We start from the raw sequence: 20,490 nt of genomic DNA on the forward strand, positions 1-20,490 counted from the left end.
CGCCCTCGCGACGCTACCAACAGACCGTCCTGGCCAACGCCTGACAGCTCTTGCCGAACTGGCGCCACTCCTCGCGTCGGCAGGATCCATCGGCAGCCATGCCGCCGCCCATTTGGGCCAAGCCGCAAAACCTGTCCGCGCCATCCTGTTCGATAAAAGCCAAACCACCAATTGGGCGCTCGGCTGGCATCAGGACCGCACTATCGCCGTGCGCGAAAAGATAGAAACAGCTGGCTTTGGTCCCTGGACCAAAAAGTCTGGTCTGCACCATGTCGCGCCACCACAATCCTTGCTCGACCGCATGGTCACGTTGCGCGTCCATCTCGATCCCGTCGATCCCGACAATGCGCCGCTGCTTATCGCCCCCGGCTCCCACCGCCATGGCCGCATCGCGGAAAGTGATGTCCCGGCAATGGTCGATCGCTGCGGCACCGTCGCCTGCCTCGCGTCGCGCGGCGACATCTGGCTCTACGCCACGCCCATCCTTCACGCCTCAGACGCCGCCGCCAATCCCCGCCACCGCCGCGTCCTCCAACTCGATTATAGCGCCGATGATCTGCCCGGCGATCTGGAATGGCTAGGGATATAGACCCCACAAACACCTTCTCCCCCACGGGGGAGAAGGATACGAAGCCTTGCCAGCTTGCTGGCTAGGCGCAGTTGGATGAGGGGGCGCGCGTTGGCGTAAATCCCTCCACCTTATGCACCCGCGCCCGATCCTGCATCGGATGCGTCACCAGGCTCACCTCCACGAGGTCCAGCGCCAGCAATTCGCGTGGTCCCGCCCCGCGCGCCTCCCGCACCCGGTATCCGAACGACAGGCCATCCAGCGCCCCGGCCTTCAGTCCTGCCGCCGCCTCCCGCCCGGCCGCCGTCCGCGCCGACACCCGGCCGATCACCCGCAACCCGCGCGCATCCTCCTCCAGCCGCTCGATCGCGCCGATCACCTGCCCCGGCCCATGCTGCCACAGCAACGGCACCCCCGCCGCGCGCACGCCACCGAACGCCCCCGCCCGCACCACATCCCCGCCCCGGTCCACCCGGTCGAAAATCGCCGCATAACCGGCAAAGCGCACGTCTTGAGCCATATAATCTCCGTTCGCCCCGAGCCTGTCGAAGCCTGTCCTGAGCGCCTGCCGCAGGCGGGCAGTCGAAGGGGGCTTGCCTGCGCTTGTCGAAGGCTTCTGACCTCGCGCCGCGCGGCCAAGGGTTTCGACTTCGCCCAGCCCGAACGGAACAGGCGCCCCATCGCCGCTCACGTTCTGACCAACCCGACCAGCCCGGTCTTGACCGCAATCCCCAGCAGCACCAGCGCCAGCGCGATCCGCACCAGCCAGCCGATCACCGCCCCGCGCGCCGCCTTCTTCGCGTCGCGCCAGGCGCGCAGCAGTTCGCGCAGCTCGCGCACATCGCCCTCCGCCCGCCGGTCGGCCAGCCCCAGCCGCTCCAGCGCCCGCCCTGCGCCCAGCTCGCTCGCCTCCTCCACCAGCGCACGGACCATCACCATGTCCATCGACCCCGGCCCGCCTTCCGCCTGCGCCACCAACCGCGCCAGCATCTCGCCATCCTGTTTCATCACGCCCTCCAAGCCCCTCGCCCCTTGGCGCAGTTGGGAGCGGGGGAACCCCAGCCCGCCTCACAACCCCAACAGCCCCTTTTTCTCCTCCGCCGACAGGAAGTCCGCCCCCGCGACACGCTCCCACAACGCCGCCCGCTCGTCGCTCAGCGCCGCGATGCCATCCAGGTCCGGCTCGATCCGCAGACCCGGCCACCAGCCGCTCAGCCCCTGCCCCAGCCCCGCGCCGATCTTGCGCACCAGCGGCAATATCGTCTGCCGCCACAGCGCCTTGTTCGCCTCGCGATAATTGGCGTAGCTATTGTCGCCGGGCAGCCCCATCAGCATCGGCGGCACGCCGAAAGCCAGCGCAATCTCCCGCGCCGCCGCCGCCTTCAGCCCCACAAAGTCCATCTCCGCCGGGGTCAGGCTCAGCGCCTTCCAGCTCAGCCCACCCTCCAGCAGCATGGGCCGCCCGGCATTGGCCGCGCCCGCAAAGGCGATCTCCATCTCGCGCTTCACCCGCTCATACTGGTCGGGCGCCATGACCGATCCGTCCCCCGGATCATAAACCATCGCCCCGCTGGGCCGCGCCGCATTGTCCAGCAGCGCCTTGTTCCACACCGTCGCGCTGTTGTGGATCGCCACCGCCCCCGCCGCCGCGCCGACACAGCCCAATCCATAATGATCGTCCAGCGGATGCAGGCTTTTCAAGTGCAGCACCGTGGTCCGCCCCGCGCCATCTTCGGGCGACAGGCGCGTCACGCTCTCCCCGACGCGATAGAGATAGGCCGCGGGCCACCCCCGCCCATCGGCCTCCACCGACACCCGCTCAGGGCGCAGCGCGAACAGTTCGGCCGGCATCCCGTCCGCCCCGCCGATCACCTGCACATAGGCATTGCCATGCAGCAACAGGTGGCAGGCCAGCGTCTCCACCAGCCCCTGCCCCGCCGAAGCCCGCGCCACCAGCGCCAGCACCCGCGCCCCATCCTCCACGCCAGAGGCTTTCAGCGCAGTCGCCCCCGCCCCTTCCGACACCAGCCGCATCGCCCGCTGCGCCACCGGATTGCCGATCACGCCGCCACGCACCTGCGCCTCATAGCTGGCGGGCCACTCGCCCAGCGCCACCGCCCCCGTTCCCCAGGCGCGCGCCAGCACCGGCCGCGCATCCGCCTGCACGGCCTTCATCCCAAAGAATTTCATGCTTGCCTCCCGCACAACAAAAAAACCTCACCCCGGCGGGGAGAGGGCCAAAGCGATTGCCAATCAGATAGAATATCCGATGACTCGGAAATCGCGCTAAACCTGAAGCGAAGGCTGGCAGCAAAGCCGCCTGCCGAAGCTACGAGAGGGAGAATACCCCACCCTCAACTCAAACCGGAATGGCTTTCGTTTGCTCCCCCAACCTCCGTTCGTTTCGAGCGAAGTCGAGAAACCGCACGCAGCCGTTTCTCGACCTAACCAGACACGAAAGGGTCGAGGTCGATCTGCCCTACCCTCGCTAGATCAAGGATTGCGCCGCAACACCCGGTCGCAGGTCGAGTTCGTCCCCTCGCTCTTGCCGATCACCCGGCCCGCCAGCGCCCCGGCGCCCGCGCCCAGCAGCGTCTCGCCCAGGCCACCACCGGCGACCAGCCCGACGCCGGCACCCCCAGCCGCGCCGATCACGGTGCCCTTGTCGCGCCCCTTCTTCCCCTGGATCAGGCAATAGCGCACATCGTCGCGATCGCGCGGTGCCGCCCTCGCCACCCGCGCCCGCTCCTTCGCGCTCAGCGTCACCGCCATCACCGGGGTAGCCACCAGCGTCGCCCCGACCAGCGCGCCCAGAATTTTCGCCATTTTCATGTTATGCGCTCCAGAACCCAAATCTCCATGGCGGCAAAACGAAGCGTTTATCCAAACGGTTCCGCCATCTTTGGGTCAGGGCGTCGCCACCACCGGCGCTTTAACGACAATATCTCCCGCCACGAAACTCATCTCCATCTCGACGCCATCGCGGGCTTCCGGCGTAAAGCCGACTGATCTGACCAGCGCACGCACGCCCCAATTGGGCGCGGATGGCGTCGGGTTCATCTTCACCAGCACATGCTGCTCCAATGTGGCGGGTTTAACCGCAGGTCGCGCAACGACGACCCGCCACCCACGCTCTGCCATCTGCTCGACCAAGGTAGCGGCGACAGGATCGACGCTGCCCGTCACCATCACATTGCAGGATCGGGTTCTTTGCCCGATCACAGCCCAGGCCTCGCCCGACGCCGCAGGATAGCGCATCATCATCGCGGGCGCTTCCATAGCGCGCCAAGGCAGCGTCGAAACGAACCGCTGGACCAGCGCCGGTGCTGTGGACTGCATCCGGGCAATATTCGGCTTGCCAGCGCGCCCCAGCAAATCCTCATATAATTCCGCGCCTTTTGGCCTGTCGAAACGCACAGCGCCGTCGGTCTGCACCGCCCGTTCGCACAACGTCACCGCATGAAATACAGCCTCACTGATCGAGGATGGCGCATCAGCCGCCATTGCCGACGGGGCCAGCACACCAGCCCACACCGCAACCAAGGCATATATCCGCACCATCTTGTCTCCTTCGCCTCAGCAATGGCAAAAGCCCATTACCAAAGGATGAACCCTCACAACCCCCGCACCCGCGCCTCGCCCCGCCGCCCCAGCATCAGTTCGGTCAGCGCCCATACCAGCGCGTCGGCGCGATCAGGCGATCGTCCCGGCCCCACATAGCCGCCCCCGGCCAGCAAGCCGCACATCTCATCCTCCAGCCGCGCAAACGCCCCGCGATGCGCCACCCGCCCGGCTTCGTACAGGGCCGCCACGGGTTCGGCCCGCGCCACTTTGCCGCGCGAGGCATGGACCAGCTTCACCGGCAGCATGGCGTCCGCCGCGCGCAGCACGCTTTCCACCATCGCCCCGCCATTATTCGCTTCGGCCACCACCTTGTCAGCGCCATGCACCAGCGCCGCCGCAGCCACCGCGCGCGCCCATTGTTCGGGCGAGCAGCCCTCGACGCTCGCATCGGCAATCACATAGGCGCGCCCGTCACCGCCCACGCCCGCCACCACGATCCCGCACGCATCGCCATGGGCGGACGCAGGCGGATCGACCGCCACCACCACCCGATGCAGCGCCGTCCCATCAGGCCCGCCCGGCACATGCGCCACCCGGCATCGTTCGATCAGGTCGCGCGACCAGAGCGCACCCTCAACCTCCTCGATCAGCTCGCCGTCCAGTTCCTGCCGCCCCAGCCGCGTGCCGCCATAGCTGCGCTCCATCGCCTCGACAAAGCCCTCGGCCAGGTTCGCACGATTATCCGCCGTCCGCCCCCGCGTGACGATGACATCCCCGTCCGCCACCAGCCGCCGCACCAGCGCCACCGGGCGCGGCGTCGTCGTCGCCATGACGCGCGGACGTTTCCCCAGCCGCATCGCCATCATCAGATTATCCCACGCGCCCAGCGCAAAGGGCCATTTGGCAATCTCGTCGGCCCAGCCATGGCTGAACTGCGGCCCGCGCAGGCTTTCCGGTTCCGCCGCGCCGAACAGGGTCGCCACCGCGCCATTGGGCCATGTCAGCTTGCGCAGCGCCGGGGCAAAGACCGGGCGACACCACCAGGGCGCGACCGCCAGCAATCCGGACGCCCCTTCCACCATCACCCGCCGCGCCTCGCCCAGCGTCGCGCCGACCAGCGCGATCCGCGCGCCGGGGTGGGCCTCCGCAATGCCCCGCACCCATTCGGCCCCGGCCCGCGTCTTGCCAAAACCGCGCCCGGCCATCATCAGCCAGATACGCCAATCACCCCCCGGCGCCTTCTGCCCCGGCCGCGCCAGCCAGTCCCATTCACGGCTTATGCGTTCGCGGCCAGCCTCCTTCAGCTGCCGCAACATCCTCGCCTGCGTCTGCTCTTGCTGGTCCAGCCATTCGTCATGCGAAGTCTCCATCGCCCTCCCCTTGCCGGGGCGGCGACAGGCGCGCCCCTATTTGCGCGGCGCCATCCCGCCGAACGTCACGATGCTCTCGCTTCCATCCCTGGCCACGGCCGCCACGCCGATGAAATGATCGTCCACCACCACATCTTTCAGCAGCAATTCGGTCGCCCCGGTCACCAGTCGGCTATCCGTCCAGTCCTGCGCATCCGCCCGCCGCCAATAGACGCGATAGGCCGCCGCCCCCGGCACCGCGTCCCAGAATACCCGCGTATCCATCGACAGCGCGCCATCCAGCGACACGCTCGCCGGCGCCGCAGGCGCGCTTGCCAGAACACGCAACGCCGCGACATTCAGCGCCGTCACCTTCGCCAGATAGGGAAAGTCCATGCCGACAACTGTGTCGCCATAGTCGCGCCCGCCCTCGACCCGCAGGTCCTGATGCTGCCGGTCGTAATTCTCGATCCCCACCGAAAAACGCACCGCCGGATAGCCCGCCTCCAGCAACGGGGTATGATCGCCACCGCGCCCGAAACGGTCGGGCCGCCGCACCGCAAACACGTCCAGCCCGATCTGCGGATTGGCCTCCGCAATCCCGTCGATCGCCTTGGCCAGCGCCCGCGAAGGCCCGTCATCCTCGCCGCCGATGCCGCGCCGGGTCAGCCCCGCCCTGCCATCCTCGGACGATCGTATCCCTTCGGAAAATACCCGCACCCGGTCCGCCACGATCTGGCCGTTCAGCCCGGTCGTGTTGCCGACAATATCGTTGTTCAGCATCGCCCGCACCTGCCAGCCGCGCGCCTTGGCCGTGTTCGCCAGCAATTTGCCGCCCAGCAGCCCTTGCTCCTCGCCGGACAGCAGCGCGTACACGATCGTCCCGTCAAACGTCTCGCCCGCCAGCACCCGCGCCGCTTCGATCACCAGCGCGCTGCCCGATCCATTGTCGTTCGCGCCCGGCGCATCGCTGGTGAAGTCCATCACATCGCTGACCCGGCTGTCGATATGCCCCGCGACGATCACCACCTGATTGGGATCGCCCGTCCCGGTCTGGATCGCCAGCACATCGACAATATCCGCGCCATCGGGCACGCGCGGCGCAGTGAAGCGCTCCGACACGCTCTCAACCTTCAGGCAGCCGCCGCACCCCTTGGAAATCCGCGCAAACTCCGCCGCCGCCCAGGCCCGCGCCGCCCCAATCCCGCGCTTGGGATCGGTCGCCGACGACAGCGTATGCCGCGTCCCGAAACTCACCAGCTTCTCAACCGTCGCCTTCAACCGCGCGGGATCAGGCGCCTTCCCCTCCGCCAGCGCGGGCGAAGCCAGAAGCGAAGTCGAAAGCGCCGAAGCAGCAGCGAGCAGGATCAATTTTCTCATGACCCACAGGTCTATCGCCAATCGGACAAGTGTAAAGAGACGAAGCCGGTTCGCCCTCACGCATCACGTCCCCGTCGCTGCCCTCATCCGTTCGACCTCTTCCACCATCCGCCGCACCCGTCGTACCACCGCGGGGCTATCGGGCCGCTCCTTCTGCGCCGCCGCGCTCGTGCGATAGGCCAGCACCCGGTCGCGATGCCGGGTCAGCAGTTGCAGCGCCAGTTTCAGGTCATGCCCGCGCTTGATCTTGCGGCTCTTCACGCTCCCCTCGCCATCCAGCAGAATTTCCTCGCTCTCGCTGCCGAACAGGGCTTCGCGCATCAGCATCGCCTCGATCTCGGCATAGCCAATATCCATCGCCCGCTCCCAGTCGGCGGCAAAGCGCCGGTTGCGCTGCCTGCGGTCATAGGCGCTGGTCCGGCACACGCCCGCCACCCGCGCCGCCTCGCTGGTGTTGCAGGTCATCGCCAATGTCTGCAGGAACAGCCGCTCCTGCTCCCTGGTCCAGCCGTCCTTGCGCGGACGGCGCATTTGCGCGCGCTCTGCGCCCGCCATCTTCCGGCGCGCCGGTTCCAGCATCTGCGCCTCCGTCCCCTCCGCCATGCTCATCCCTTCCCCGCCTGCGCCCCCGGCCAACGCAAAAGGGGCCGACCCGTCCGGATCAGCCCCTTTTGCGTCGCCCCGTTGGCGACTCACATTTTTCCACTATGGCCATCTCTGCCAGAACAGCGTGACGCTGTCAAGGAAAATGTTCCAAATGGGTTAGTTTTTGGCGATCATCCCTTCCACTATCGGCGCCTCCAGCACCAGCGCCTCCGCCACGCTGGGCCACGCCTTCACCGCCTCGATCCACGCCGCGACCTTTGGCCAACGCCCCGTCGCCAGCTGGTCCGAACAATAGCCCAGGTTGATGATCGGACAGGCTGCCGCCAGATCGGCCAGGGTGAAACGATCCTCGACCAGCCAGCCACTATCGGGCAAAACCCCTTCCAGATAGTCGTAGATGCGCGGCATTTCCTCCGCCTCGGCCTTGTCCGCCGCCCCCAGATCCTGCGGCACCTTCATCGCCTTCGCCACGACCCGGTTGAAAAATATCTTCTGCCCCGCCGGCTGGACGATCGTGTCGCCAAATTCCTCGAACCATATCGTGCGCGCCCGCGCCTTGGGTTCTGCCGGGATCATCTCCTCGCCGGGGCGCAGGGCATCCATATAGGTTATGATCGCGCTCGAATCGCATAGCAGGAAATCGCCATCTTCCAGTGCCGGAATCTTGCCGAACGGCGACCCCTTCTGATAGCCTTCCGCCCCGCGCCCGAAACCGGCCGCCTCCACCTCTGCCGCAATCCCCTTCTCGGCTGCAAAGACGATGACCTTGCGCACAAAAGGCGACGGCCGCGCACCATGGATGATCATGCAATCTCTCCTTGTCCTGTTCCGGATCGGAAGATGCCAAAACAGTATCAAAATGCAACTATTTAATGCAGGCGCTCACTCGCCGCCCGCGCCAGCGCCACCCCCGGCACGCGCCACCGACCGGGTATAATCTATCCGTATCCGCACCCAGCTGCCGACCAGCACCTTGCCATTCTCGCGCGGCGGCAGCACCAGAAACTGCCACGCCGCCAGCCGCACCGCGCGGGCAAAGCCGGAACCCAGCGGCGATTCCCCTAGCGTCTGGCAATTATCGACATGATAATGATCGACCGTCTTGCACGCGACCATGCCCCACCCATTGGGCGGCGCATTGGCGGGCAGGAACGGGGAAAGCTCCGCATCGGTGGGCCGCCGATACCATTCGGCGTTGAACAATTGCACGCCCCCCGGCCCCTCGCCCGGTCCCGCGATCGCGGCGCTATTGCCCTGCCCCGCCGCACTCGCCCCTTTCGCCGCCTTGGGCATGCGGCCAATATCGGCCGACGCCATCTGCTCCCGATCCAGCGTCAGAAAGGGGAAGGGCGACGGCGGATCTTCGGCGGGCTTGGCGACCGGCACGGGTGGCCGCACCACCGCCTCGGCCTGTTTGGGCGCCGCCGCATCCTCCTTCTCGCGCCGCTCCGCCTTGGGCGCGCGCTTCTGCTCCGTCTCCGCCTTCTGCCCGGTCTCGACGTCGAACGTCACCGGCATCCGGTCGTCCATCCTTTTGGGTTCGGGCTTGGGGGCCAGCGTGAACAGCGCAAGCAGCAGGATAGCGTTCAGCACCAGCGCAAACGCCATGCCGCCCGCGCGTTGCCGCACTCTGGCCCAGGATATGGTTGAAACTGTCAAACGCGCCGACCGAACAGGACTGATGATGGCTCATGCCCAGACGTCGCCGTCCCGTCAACGCCGTCGCGCCAGGCTGAGGCCATGACCCGCCAGCGCCGCGCCATCGATACGCCATGGATCGCCGCCCGCAAAAGGCGCTGGCGACCGGCCATCATCTCGGCTAGGGGTCGGCCCCGATGCTGACCAGGCTTTACCAATGGATGCTGGCGAAAGCCGCCCACCGCCACGCCGAACGCTGGCTGTTCGCCTTCAGCTTCATGGAATCCAGCTTCTTTCCCATCCCGCCGCATCCGCTGCTCGGCCTCATGTGCCTCGCCCGCCCGGAACGCGCGCTGCGATTCGGCTTCATCTGCACCCTGGCTTCTGTGCTGGGCGGACTGATGGGCTATGCGATCGGCTATTTCCTGTATGAAACGGTCGGCCAGCAATTGCTCGCCGCGCTCGGCCTTGCGGCCAAATTCCCGGTAGCGGCCTGCTATCTGCGTGAATTCGGGGCGGAAATCATCCTGATCAAGGGCGCGACGCCGATCCCGTTCAAACTGATCACGATCACCGCGGGCTTCATCGGCCTGCCGCTCTTCACCTTCATCTGGGCCAGCCTGCTCAGCCGCGCTTTTCAATTCATGCTGGTCGGCTTCCTGTTCTGGAAATTCGGCCGCCCGATCAAGGCGTTCATCGAAAAATATCTCGCCCTCCTGTCGGGCCTGTTCCTCGTCCTCATCGTCGGCGGCTTCATCGCCGCGTCCATGCTGACCGGCGGCCCCGGCAAGAACGACAGTTGCAGCGCCGCAACGATGGAATCGATCCGCTGACGTGCTGAAGCAAGCCTTCGCTCGCCATCCCAAAGTCGCGGCGCTGCTGGCGGGGTTCGCCTCCGCCACCGGCTTTGCTCCTCTCAATCTCTGGCCGGTAACGCTCGCCTGTCTGATCGCGCTGATCCTCCTGATCCAGCACGCCCCGGACCGCCGCGCCGCCTTCACCCGCGGCTGGCTCTTCGGGCTTGGCCATTTCACCCTCGGCCTCAACTGGATCGCCCACGCCTTCACCTTTCAGGACACGATGCCGCACTGGTTCGGCTATGGCGCGGTGCTGCTGCTGTCGCTCTATCTGGCGGTCTATCCGGGCCTCGCAACGCTGGGGACATGGTGGATCACCCATTCCTCTCCTGCAAGGGGAGGGGGACCACGAAGTGGTGGAGGGGTGTCACCCTATCGTGAGGGCGACCCCCCTCCGTCATCGCGACGCGATGCCGCCTCCCCTGCAAGGAGAGGATGGATGGCACTGCCCCCCCTCCTCCTCTTCGCCGCCTTCTGGCTGGGCACGGAATATCTGCGCGCCTGGGCTTTCACCGGCTTCGCCTGGAACCCGCTCGGCGTCACCCTGCTCCCTACCGGCATCGCCATCGCCGCCACCCTGATCGGCACCTATGGGCTGAGCGCCCTCACCATCCTCGCGGCGGGCGCGCTGCTTCTTGCGTTCCAGCGCCACTACCGCCCGGCCGCCGCGATCGCAGCCCCGCTTCTTCTCCTCGCGCTCTGGGGCCATCTCGCCTCCGCCCCGGTCACGCCCCCCGGCGCGCCGCGCGTCCGCGTCGTCCAGCCCAATATCGGCCAGGACCAGAAATATTCGGTCGAAAACGAAGTCGCCAATTTCCGCAAGCTCGCCGCCCTCTCCGGCCAGCCCCGGCCCGCCCCGCGCCTCATCTTCTGGCCTGAAGCCGCCATCCCCGCCTATCTCGACATGGAACCGGGCTGGCGCGCCCGCCTCGCCAGTCTGCTTGGCCCCGGCGACCTGCTCATGACCGGCGCGGACAAGGTCTATTTCAAGCCGGTCGAGGAAAATGGCGTCATCACGCAGAAACTGGCGGGCGCGAACAACAGTGTCTGGATCGTCACCCCCGACGCCCGCTTGCTTGGCCGCTACAGCAAGGCGCATCTCGTCCCCTATGGCGAATATCTGCCGATGCGGAACATCCTCGAACCGATCGGCCTCTCGCGCCTCGTACCGGGCGATGCCGATTTCTGGCCCGGTCCCGGTCCGCAAAGCCTCCCGCTGCCCGCGACGCTTGGTCGCCCCGACCTCAAAATGGGGGTGCAGATCTGCTATGAGATCATCTTTTCAGGTCAGGTGATCGACCGCGCCAACCGCCCCGATTTTCTCTTCAACCCCTCCAACGACGCCTGGTTCGGCAGCTGGGGGCCGGTCCAGCATCTGGCGCAAGCCCGCCTCCGCGCGCTGGAAGAAGGCATCCCGATCATCCGCTCCACCCCCACCGGCGTCTCCGCGATCATCGACGCGCGCGGCCATGTCGTCCATGCGCTGGGCCTCAACCGCGCCGGTTTCCTCGATTCCGGCCTGCCCCCGCCGCTTGCCCCCACCCTCTTCGCACGGGTCGGCAACTGGGCGCCCTTCGCCCTCATGCTGCTGCTTGCCGGACTGGCCATTGCCATGCGGCGCAGCAAAAGCTAATAGCCACATAAACTATTCTTTATATCGTTTTCCGGTTCAGCCGTTTACGGGAGTCCCATGCGTAACCAATTCCTCTTCACCTCGGAATCCGTGTCCGAAGGCCATCCCGACAAGGTTGCAGACCAGATTTCCGACGCCATCGTCGACCTCTTCCTGTCGAAAGACCCCGAAGCCCGCATCGCCTGCGAAACCCTTACCACGACCCAGCTCGTCGTCCTGGCCGGTGAAATCCGCTGCAAGGGCGTCTATGAAAATGGCGCATGGGCACCGGGCGCGCAGGAAGAGATCGAAGCCACCGTCCGCGCCACGGTAAAGCGCATCGGCTATGAGCAGGACGGCTTCCACTGGCAGACCTTCCGCTTCGAAAATAATCTCCACGGCCAGTCCGCCCACATCGCGCAGGGCGTCGATGAAAGCGGCAACAAGGATGAAGGCGCTGGCGATCAGGGCATCATGTTCGGCTATGCGTCGGACGAAACCCCCGACCTCATGCCCGCCACCCTCTATTACAGCCACAAGATCTTGGAACGCATGGCCGCCGACCGCCACGCGCAGGTCGTCGACTTTCTCGAACCCGACGCCAAGAGCCAGGTCACGCTCGAATATATCAATGAAAAGCCGGTCCGCGCGACCGCTCTGGTCGTATCGACCCAGCACGCGGCGGGCATGGACAATGACGAAAGCCGCGCCAGGCTGCGCGACTATGTGAAGGGCGTCATGGCCGACATCCTGCCCGAAGGCTGGATGCCCGGCGAAGAAGCGATTTACGTCAACCCGACCGGCCTGTTTGAAATCGGCGGGCCGGACGGCGACGCTGGCCTGACTGGCCGCAAGATCATCGTCGACACCTATGGCGGCGCGTCGCCCCATGGCGGCGGTGCGTTCAGCGGCAAAGACCCGACCAAGGTCGACCGCTCGGCCGCCTATATCACCCGCTACCTCGCCAAGAATATCGTCGCCGCCGGGCTCGCCCGCCGCTGCACGATCCAGCTTTCCTACGCCATCGGCGTCGCCGAACCGCTTTCGCTCTACGTCGACCTGCACGGCACCGGCACCGTCGAAGCCTCGGCGATCGAAGCGGTCCTGCCAACGCTGGTGCGCCTGACGCCCAAGGGCATCCGCACCCATCTCGGCCTCAACAAGCCCATCTACCAGAAAACCGCCGCCTACGGCCATTTCGGCCGCACGCCCGAAGGCGACTATTTCCCTTGGGAAAAGACCGATCTGGTGGACGCGCTCAAGGCCGCTCTGGCCTGACGCCCATATACTGACACCGCCTCGCGCGCCCTTCATGGTATAAGCCTGTACCGAAACGACTCGGACAGGCTGACCATGGGGGTGCGCATATGGCTTATCGTCGATCCGGTGCCTTGCTGGCACTGACGCTCGCGACATCGGCCACGGCCCAGACAAAGCCTGCCCCCGCCATCAGCAAGGCCGAAGCCGCACAGCTTTATGCAGCGGGCGGCTTTCCGATCGTCAATGACCAGCCGACCGACGCCTGCGGCGCACCGGCCCGGCCCAGCATCCGCTTCATCGACATGAATGGCGACAGGAAGGCCGAAGCCCTCTTCCTCCATCACTCGGCATGCGCCGCGCCCGAAAAGGCCACCTTCGGCATCGCGGCCAAGGGCGCCGATGGCCGCTGGCGCAAGCTGGTGGCGGGCAATGGCACCGTCCGCGCACTCCCCACACGCACCGGCGGTTGGCTGGATCTGGAATGGATCCATGGCGGGCGTACCGATCCGCTGCGCTATAATGGCAGCCTCTATGTCGTAACGGGCGGGAAGGACAGAGCCACCGCCATCGCGCCGTCGACAGCCCCGAAGCCCGCCCCTGCCCCTGCCCCCACCACCGCTGCGACTGCCGCGCCATCGGGCGATGCCGCCATATTCCGCGCCGCCGGCTTCACCCGGCGCGGCAATCAATGGCGCAGCGGTTGCGATGATCCGGGCACGATCAGCTATTCCCCCGGCACGATCGAAAAACGCACTGACCTCAACGGCGATGGCCGCCCCGAAGCGGTCGTCACCGAAGGCGGCAGCTATTGCTATGGCAATACCGGCATGGCCTTCTGGCTCGTCAGCCAGCAGGCTGACGGCAGCTGGAAACTGGTGGTCAACAGCACGGGCATTCCGGAATTCCTGAAAAGCAAAGGCGTCGGCGGCTGGCCGGACATTGCGATCGGCGGACCGGGCTTCTGCTTTCCGGTCGTTCGCTGGAACGGCAAGGCCTATGTCCCCAACCGGCGCGAATATGAAGGCAAGCCCTGTCGCTAGCCCCGATTGCCTCCCGTCGCCTTGCCACAATCCACCATACCCTTCTGCGCCCCCCTCCTTTTACAGAGCCGTCGTCCCACTTGTCCCTGGCACCCCGTCCCGCCGGTCAAACGCTTGTTATTCTAATCCTTTCCGTTACCTTGCTGCTCCATATGGGTTCGGGAAGGGGCAACTGATGATTAGATTTTTTGCTCTGACCATCGCGCTGGCGGCGTCGTCGCTTGCTGCGCCGCTATCAGCCCAGCCTGCCGCGCCTACAGAGATCACGGCTCCTACCGACCAGCCGTGGCTCCACGAACCCAGCAATATCCTATTCCCCGCCGCGATCGACCGTTTCGCCCGTACCGAAGTAAAAGACCTCAGCAACGGCCGGCTGCTCGACGTCTCGATCGCCTATGACGACCCCGTCGCCAAAACCCATGCCAATTTCTATGTCTACCATGCCGCTGAACCCTCGACCGCACTCTGGTTCGATGTCGCAGCGACCATGATCGCTACCAACAGCAAGTTCGGCACCGTAACGCCGCAGGCCGACCCAGTTGCCTTCGCCATTCCCGGTGCCACCCTTGCATCGGGGCTACGTCAGAGCTTTTCAGTTACCCAACTGGGCCACAGTAGCGGCGTCGCCCTGATCGCTCTCGGCGAATGGATCGTCAAATTGCGCATGACCTTACCAGTCCACGACGCCGCTCAACTCGACGCTGCGATGGACGGGATGATCCGGCAGATCGGCTGGCCCAAAACGCTCCCGCCGCTGGCCGCCGCGACACCTTTCCACGCCTGCGAAAAGGCCCGCCCCTTCGGCCCGGACGCCAAAAAGCGCAAACTGGACGGCGCGGCCGTGCTGCTCGGTGCCATGGCCGGTAAGGTCGATACCGACGATCGCAGCAAGGCGCGGGACAAAGGTGAAGCGCCCGCTCCGCTGGCGCTATGCATCCATAGCGATCGCATATCCGGACGCCTACCCATTTATCAGGGTGAAAAGCGCGAAGACGGCTATCTCATTCCGCTCGGAGATTCCGGTGAATTGCTTGTCGTAGAGCGCGACACACTCTCTGGCCTGCTGCTAGGCAGCAATGGCCCTGCCCCCTGGTCGCTCACGGTCAAGAAGCATGACAAATGGCTGCAATATGCCAGCTATGATGCAATGCCCCCGCCCGCTCAGGCGATACTGGCTGTCCAGTCGGAACATCCCGTTTCGGTTACGACCGTCTATGGACAGGACAATAGCATCACCTTCTCCCCTGATGCGATCAGGGACAAATAGGCAGCCTTGCCCCCACCCCTCCTACCCGCTAGTCAGCCGCCCCATGACAGCGCATAAATCCGGCGATCCCACGACCCTCAACCGCCTCTATGGCCGCCAATCGGGCCACAAGCTGCGGCAGGGGCAGCAGGAACTGGTCGACACCCTCCTCCCCGCCATCTCCGTGCCCGAAGAAGGCGACATCACCGCCGCCTCCCTCTTCGGTTACGATCGCCCGCTCCATTTCGAGATCGGCTTTGGCGGGGGCGAACATCTTGCCTATCGCGCCGACATGCTGCCCGACCATGGCTTTATCGGCTGCGAGCCTTTCCTGAACGGCGTCGTCACCGCGCTTGGCCATGTCCGCGACGGTGCGCTCGGCAATGTCCGCCTGCACATGGGCGATGCGCTTGAAGTGCTCAGCCGCATTCCAGACGGCGCCTTGAGCTTCGTCTATCTGCTCCACCCCGACCCCTGGCCCAAGGCGCGCCATGCCAAGCGCCGGATGATGAACCCCGGCCCGGTCGCGATGATCGCCCGCAAGCTCAAGCCGGGCGGCGAATTCCGCTTTGGCACCGATCATCCCATCTATCTGCGCTGGGCGCTGATGGTGATGAACGGCCATCCCGATTTCGACTGGCTGGCCAACGACCCCGCCGACTTCCTCACCCGCCCCGGCGGCTGGCCCCAGACCCGCTACGAAGCCAAGGCGCGGAAAAAGGGCCACGAAGTCTGGTACTTCCGCTACCGGCGCAAATGAAATCCTCCCCTGCAAGGGGAGATGGCAGGGCGCAGCCCTGACGGAGGGGTGTCAGCTTTTCGATGGGGCAACAGCCAACCCGATGACTTTACCCTGCTCCGTTCGTTTCGAGCGAAGTCGAGAAACGTTGCGCACAGGTTGGTGCTCCCCCCCTAAAACGCCTCCGCCGCCAGCGCCATGATCGCCCCTTCGCCAGCCGCGATGCTCGCCGCCAGCCCGCTCGCCTGCGGCAACACCCGTCGGGCATAATAGTCCGCTACCGCCAGCTTGCCTTGATGCAACGCCGTCTCGCCAGACCCGGCGGCGACCGCCATCCGCGTCCACATCCATCCCATCGCGACCAGCGCGAACAGCCGCAGATAATCGACCGCCGCGGCCCCGGTCGCGTCCACGCCCGCCCCGCGCAGCGATGCCGTCGCCTCGCGCAGCAAGGCCAGCGCCTCGCCCGTCCGCACCGCGATCACCCGGTCGCCCGCCGCCGCCACATCGGCCGCGATCCCGTCGAAAAAGCCCTCGACCACAGCGCCGCCTGCCATGGGCAGCTTGCGCCCGACCAGGTCCATCGCCTGCACCCCGTTAGTGCCTTCGTAAATCTGCGCGATCCGGGCGTCGCGGACAAATTGCTCCATCCCCCATTCGCGGATGTAGCCATGGCCACCGAACACCTGCTGCGCCTGCACCGCGCATTCAAAGCCATAGTCGGTAAAGGCCGCCTTGATCACCGGCGTCAGCAACGCCACCAGCGCGTCCGCCTGTCCCCGCTCGCCCGCATCCTCATGCGCCTTCGCCCGGTCGAGTTGCAGCGCGGTCCATCCCGCCAGCGCCCGGCCCGCCTCCACGAATGCGCGGACATTCAGCAGCATCCGCCGCACATCGGCATGCTCGATGATCGCCACCGGGCCGCGCGCCCCGTCCGCGCTGCGCCCCTGCAACCGGTCCCGCGCATAGGCAACCGCCTGCTGATAGGCGCCGCCTGCAATCCCCAGTCCCTGAATGCCCACCATCAACCGCTCGGCATTCATCATCGTGAACATCGCCGCCAGCCCGCGATGCGCCTCTCCCACCAGCCAGCCGGTCGCATCGTCATAATGCATTACGCAGGTCGGCTGGGCGTGGATGCCCATCTTCTTTTCCAGCGACCCCACCGACATGGCGTTGCGCACGGTAAAACCGCCATCGGCGTCCGGCAGGAACTTGGGCACCAGAAACAGGCTGATCCCCTTCACGCCAGGCGGCGCATCGGGCAGCCGCGCCAGCACCAGATGGACGATATTGCCACCAAAATCATGGTCGCCCGACGAAATGAAAATCTTGGTCCCGGCCACCGCATAGCTGCCGTCCCCCTTTGGCGTCGCCCGCGTCTTGAGCAGCGCCAGATCGGTCCCCGCCCCGCTCTCGGTCAGCGCCATCGCGCCCGTCCATTCGCCGCTCACCAGCGGCTCCAGATAGGTGGCCTTCAGTTCGTCGCTGGCATGGGCCGCAATCGCCTCGCACGCCCCGCGCGACAGGCCGGGGAACAGGCCGAAAGACAGGTTGGTCGCCGACATCATCTCGTCGAACCAGAGTTGCAGGACAAAGGGCAGCCCCTGCCCGCCATGCGCCGGGTCCGCCGACAGCGACGTCCAGCCACCCTCGGCAAAGTCACGATAGGCCTGCGCAAAGCCATCGGGCGTCTGCACCGCGCCATCGACCAGACGGCTCCCCTGCTCGTCCCCTTCGCGGTTCAGCGGCTGCAAGCGCTCGGCACAGACCTTCCCCGCCTCCTCCAGCACCGCCACCGCCAGATCGGCGTCCACCTCTTTCCCCAGTTCCGCCATCGCCTGGTCGAAACCCAGTACGTCGTTCAGCAGAAATCGATAATCGTCGATCGGCGGGGTATAGCTTTGCATGGCGGTTCCTCTTCTATCGCACGAACATTACACCAAACATATGTTACAGTCAATTTTCACGCGCCCGTAAGCCCGCCGCAAAAGGCTGGATCAAGGCCCACGACGAAAGACGCCCGAAAAAGAGCGCCAGTCTGCAAGCGACCAGCAGCGCCCGCACATTCCTCCCCTGCAAGGGGAGGGGGACCACGAAGTGGTGGAGGGGTGTCGCCCTATCGAGAGGCTGATACCCCTCCGTCTGGCCTACGGCCATCCACCTCCCCTTACAGGGGAGGATGATCGGGAACGACCGTTTGGCGACAACAGCGGCAGATCGCGCGCGTCCAACAAGCAGTCATTAGGCGAAGCGTCCTTGCTTATCTGTGCTTGAAGGTCCAGCTTCGATCTTCGCCCGGATCGCCGTTGAAAAGATACTCTATATCATCGATTTTGCCGTTGGGCCACACGACAAGCTCGCGCTCGTTTATGAAATCGATCTGCATCGCATCGCCGCTATCATCAGCATCCCATTTCAACGTGAGCTTATCGCCCGGTTCTAGTTCGAAGCATTGAGGCCAAGGTTCGACCGATATGTAGATTGGGCCGTCCTTCTTATTGCTGAACGTATGTTGGGTCTGCGCCATGCGTTCGTTCTGGAGCCGTTTCGTTGAGAAGGCAACGTCCGCTTACGAGCCTTAGCCCCTCGACAACAGAACGTCGCCAATCCCCCCCTTAGGCGACCCACCCTCCCCGCCTCCCGCAACCTGCCCGCTAATCCCGCGGCTTGTGCGACGACAGTAGGTAGCGCCAGACGCCGACCATATTGATGCCCAGCATGGCGACATTCTGCCAGCCTATCCCCTCGCTGTCCTGCGCCAGAAACCCCCACAGGATCAGCGCGATCGAACTGGTGACGAATAGTACGAACGCCCATCCCGTCACCCGCCGCCCGATGTTGAGCGACACCAGCAACGCCGCCAGCGTCGCCGCCGCCGCGCCATAATATTGCAGCCCCGTCAGCACAGCCTCATCCATCCCGCCCTAACGCGCTGCCGCCCGCCAAGGTTGCAGCCAGGCTCCGCCCCCTCTAGGCAGGCGGCATGATCGCCAGCATTGACCCGTTCCACGCCATCGCCATCAGCCGCGAAGCCCACAGGCTCGAAGCGGCGGGCCGCTCCATCCTTCACATGGAATTTGGCCAGCCCTCCACCGGCGCGCCGGCCGCATCCATCGCCATGGCCCATCATGTGCTGGATACCGACCCGATGGGCTATTGGGAAAGCCAGCCGCTCAAGGACCGGATCGCCCGCCATTATCGCGACAGCTATGGTCTCGCCATCGATGCCGAACGCATCCTGCTCACCTGCGGCGCGTCCCCCGGCCTGGTCCTTGCGCTGACCAGCCTGTTCGCACCCGGCGCGCGCGTCGCCACCGCCCGCCCCGGCTATGTCGCCTATCGCAACACGCTCAAGGCGCTCTACCTCTCCCCCGTGGAGGTCGCCTGCGGTCCGGCGGAACGCTATCAGATCAGCGCCGACGCGCTCGCCGCGCTTGATCCAGCGCCCGACGGCCTCATCGTGGCCAGCCCGGCCAACCCCACCGGCACCATCATCCCCGCCGACGAACTGGCCCGCATCGCCGCGACCTGCGCCGCGCGCGGCATCGCCATCGTCTCGGATGAAATCTATCACGGCCTGTCCTTTGGCGACCCGGCCCGCTCGATGCTGGAATTCGCGCCCGACGCGATCATCGTCAATAGTTTCTCCAAATATTTCAGCATGGCCGGCTGGCGTCTGGGCTGGATCGTCGTGCCGCCATCGTTGATCGACGCCGCCCGCGCGCGCATGGGCAACCTGTTCCTCACGCCCCCGGTCCTGGCTCAGCAGGCCGGGCTACAGGCGTTTGAGGAAAGCGCCGAACTGGACGGCCATGTCGCCACCTACCGCCGCAACCGCCAGTTGCTGCTCGACGCCCTGCCGGCGCTCGGCCTCGCCAGCATCGCCCCGCCCGATGGCGCATTCTATCTCTATGCCGACATCAGCCATCTGACCGACGACAGCCTGGCCTTCTGCCACCGCCTGCTACAGGACACCGGCGTCGCCACCGCGCCCGGCATAGATTTCGATCCGGTCGAAGGGCGCCACTTCATCCGCTTCAGCTTCGCCGTCTCCACCGACCGGGTAGAGGACGCCATCGCCCGGATGGTGCCATGGTTTCAGGCGCAAGGCAGGCGTTGAACGCTGGAAATCCTCCTCTGCAAGGGCAGGCTTTTCGCATATGAACTGCCTCCTCCTTCATCGTCATCCTGAACTCGTTTCAGGATCCATTTCTCCTTACGAGCGGCGGCCTGTGGGGCACGATGGATGCTGAAATAAATTCAGCATGACGTTGGATGGATAGCGGAAAGTCATATGCAACCGCCCTGCCCTTCCATGGAAGGATGCACTTCGATCTGAATTGCAATGTCGGAAACAAAGTCCGGCCAAAAAATGGTGCGGGCGGTCGGAATCGAACCGACACTCCTTGCGGAACCGGATTTTGAGTCCGGCGCGTCTACCAGTTTCACCACGCCCGCACGGCCTGGGAGCCGCCAAATGACAAAATCCGGCTCCCTCGTCCAGCCGAAAATCAGTCCGGGCCATAATCATCGCCCAAAGCGCCACGCCAGCCAGACTTTCACCATGCGATAGCAAGCCGTTGCAGCATCGCCGCCGGGACGATAGCCTCCTTGCGCTATCATCCGCG

The 20,490-nt window shown here is 65.6% G+C and carries 21 protein-coding genes and 1 tRNA gene; 8 read left to right on the forward strand and 14 right to left on the reverse strand.

The annotated features are described in order from the left end of the window. Positions 1-589, forward strand: a 589-nt coding sequence (locus SX1_RS08485; protein ID WP_019052638.1) for a phytanoyl-CoA dioxygenase family protein, incomplete at its 5' end; no start/stop codon positions are given. A gap of 61 nt (positions 590-650) precedes the next feature. Here SX1_RS08485 and SX1_RS22480 read toward each other — a convergent pair. The 10 genes from SX1_RS22480 to SX1_RS08535 all read right to left on the reverse strand — a co-directional run bounded on the left by SX1_RS22480 (position 651) and on the right by SX1_RS08535 (position 9,075). Then, a complete protein-coding gene (locus SX1_RS22480) occupies positions 651-1,088 on the reverse strand; it encodes an HK97 family phage prohead protease (RefSeq protein ID WP_043145457.1) in 438 nt (145 codons plus the stop codon). Between the two features lie 167 nt (positions 1,089-1,255). Further along, positions 1,256-1,576: a DUF6127 family protein gene (locus SX1_RS08495; RefSeq protein ID WP_019052640.1), complete on the reverse strand. Its 321-nt coding sequence runs from the start codon at positions 1,574-1,576 to the stop codon at positions 1,256-1,258. 60 nt (positions 1,577-1,636) lie between these two features. After that, on the reverse strand, positions 1,637-2,758 hold the full coding sequence (locus tag SX1_RS08500; RefSeq protein ID WP_019052641.1) for a phage portal protein: 1,122 nt from the start codon (positions 2,756-2,758) through the stop codon (positions 1,637-1,639). A 303-nt stretch (positions 2,759-3,061) separates the two neighbouring features. Further along, positions 3,062-3,400, reverse strand: coding sequence for a hypothetical protein (locus SX1_RS08505; RefSeq protein ID WP_019052642.1), 339 nt, complete (start codon positions 3,398-3,400; stop codon positions 3,062-3,064). Positions 3,401-3,475: 75 nt separating this feature from the next. Then, complete coding sequence (locus tag SX1_RS08510) at positions 3,476-4,129, reverse strand: hypothetical protein (protein ID WP_019052643.1); 654 nt, start codon at positions 4,127-4,129, stop codon at positions 3,476-3,478. 53 nt (positions 4,130-4,182) lie between these two features. Further along, positions 4,183-5,448, reverse strand: a complete 1,266-nt coding sequence (locus tag SX1_RS08515; protein ID WP_086012666.1) for a DNA-packaging protein — start codon at positions 5,446-5,448, stop codon at positions 4,183-4,185. Positions 5,449-5,538: 90 nt separating this feature from the next. Then, positions 5,539-6,861 (reverse strand): M28 family peptidase, encoded by a 1,323-nt coding sequence (locus SX1_RS08520; RefSeq protein WP_019052645.1) that lies wholly within the window; start codon positions 6,859-6,861, stop codon positions 5,539-5,541. A gap of 63 nt (positions 6,862-6,924) precedes the next feature. Further along, positions 6,925-7,464 carry a hypothetical protein gene (locus SX1_RS08525; RefSeq protein ID WP_157410131.1) on the reverse strand — a complete coding sequence of 180 codons (540 nt, stop codon included), beginning with the start codon at positions 7,462-7,464 and terminating at the stop codon, positions 6,925-6,927. Positions 7,465-7,623: 159 nt separating this feature from the next. Beyond that, positions 7,624-8,274: a glutathione S-transferase family protein gene (locus tag SX1_RS08530; protein ID WP_019052647.1), complete on the reverse strand. Its 651-nt coding sequence runs from the start codon at positions 8,272-8,274 to the stop codon at positions 7,624-7,626. A gap of 75 nt (positions 8,275-8,349) precedes the next feature. Beyond that, the gene (locus SX1_RS08535; RefSeq protein ID WP_019052648.1) at positions 8,350-9,075 is read right to left on the reverse strand and encodes a hypothetical protein; all 726 of its coding nucleotides are present in this window, start codon (positions 9,073-9,075) and stop codon (positions 8,350-8,352) included. Between the two features lie 227 nt (positions 9,076-9,302). On the opposite strand from SX1_RS08535, the gene SX1_RS08545 reads away from it, so the two are divergent. The 6 genes from SX1_RS08545 to trmB all read left to right on the forward strand — a co-directional run bounded on the left by SX1_RS08545 (position 9,303) and on the right by trmB (position 15,880). After that, the gene (locus SX1_RS08545) at positions 9,303-9,938 is read left to right on the forward strand and encodes a YqaA family protein (RefSeq protein ID WP_019052650.1); all 636 of its coding nucleotides are present in this window, start codon (positions 9,303-9,305) and stop codon (positions 9,936-9,938) included. Between the two features lies 1 nt (position 9,939). Further along, positions 9,940-11,595, forward strand: a complete 1,656-nt coding sequence (gene lnt, locus SX1_RS08550; protein ID WP_019052651.1) for an apolipoprotein N-acyltransferase — start codon at positions 9,940-9,942, stop codon at positions 11,593-11,595. 57 nt (positions 11,596-11,652) lie between these two features. Continuing rightward, positions 11,653-12,852 (forward strand): methionine adenosyltransferase, encoded by a 1,200-nt coding sequence (gene metK / locus SX1_RS08555; RefSeq protein ID WP_019052652.1) that lies wholly within the window; start codon positions 11,653-11,655, stop codon positions 12,850-12,852. 89 nt (positions 12,853-12,941) lie between these two features. Next, entirely contained in the window at positions 12,942-13,874 is a 933-nt protein-coding gene (locus SX1_RS08560; protein WP_019052653.1) for a hypothetical protein, read from the forward strand. Positions 13,875-14,049: 175 nt separating this feature from the next. After that, positions 14,050-15,141 carry a hypothetical protein gene (locus SX1_RS08565; RefSeq protein ID WP_019052654.1) on the forward strand — a complete coding sequence of 364 codons (1,092 nt, stop codon included), beginning with the start codon at positions 14,050-14,052 and terminating at the stop codon, positions 15,139-15,141. A 43-nt stretch (positions 15,142-15,184) separates the two neighbouring features. Next, complete coding sequence (gene trmB / locus SX1_RS08570; protein ID WP_019052655.1) at positions 15,185-15,880, forward strand: tRNA (guanine(46)-N(7))-methyltransferase TrmB; 696 nt, start codon at positions 15,185-15,187, stop codon at positions 15,878-15,880. 152 nt (positions 15,881-16,032) lie between these two features. On the opposite strand, the gene SX1_RS08575 is transcribed toward trmB, so the two are convergent. From SX1_RS08575 to SX1_RS08590, 3 genes are all read right to left on the reverse strand, one after another. Next, complete coding sequence (locus SX1_RS08575; RefSeq protein ID WP_019052656.1) at positions 16,033-17,769, reverse strand: acyl-CoA dehydrogenase family protein; 1,737 nt, start codon at positions 17,767-17,769, stop codon at positions 16,033-16,035. Between the two features lie 353 nt (positions 17,770-18,122). Continuing rightward, positions 18,123-18,389 carry a hypothetical protein gene (locus SX1_RS08585; protein WP_017183674.1) on the reverse strand — a complete coding sequence of 89 codons (267 nt, stop codon included), beginning with the start codon at positions 18,387-18,389 and terminating at the stop codon, positions 18,123-18,125. A gap of 127 nt (positions 18,390-18,516) precedes the next feature. Continuing rightward, positions 18,517-18,780, reverse strand: coding sequence for a hypothetical protein (locus SX1_RS08590; RefSeq protein ID WP_017183673.1), 264 nt, complete (start codon positions 18,778-18,780; stop codon positions 18,517-18,519). Between the two features lie 65 nt (positions 18,781-18,845). Between SX1_RS08590 and SX1_RS08595 the strand changes: the two genes are divergently transcribed. After that, positions 18,846-19,982, forward strand: a complete 1,137-nt coding sequence (locus SX1_RS08595; protein ID WP_019052658.1) for a pyridoxal phosphate-dependent aminotransferase — start codon at positions 18,846-18,848, stop codon at positions 19,980-19,982. 253 nt (positions 19,983-20,235) lie between these two features. Here SX1_RS08595 and SX1_RS08600 read toward each other — a convergent pair. Further along, positions 20,236-20,320, reverse strand: a tRNA-Leu gene (locus SX1_RS08600). Positions 20,321-20,490 lie beyond the last annotated feature (170 nt).

The organism is Sphingobium xenophagum NBRC 107872 (genome assembly GCF_000367345.1).
GTDB classification, from domain to species: domain Bacteria; phylum Pseudomonadota; class Alphaproteobacteria; order Sphingomonadales; family Sphingomonadaceae; genus Sphingobium; species Sphingobium xenophagum.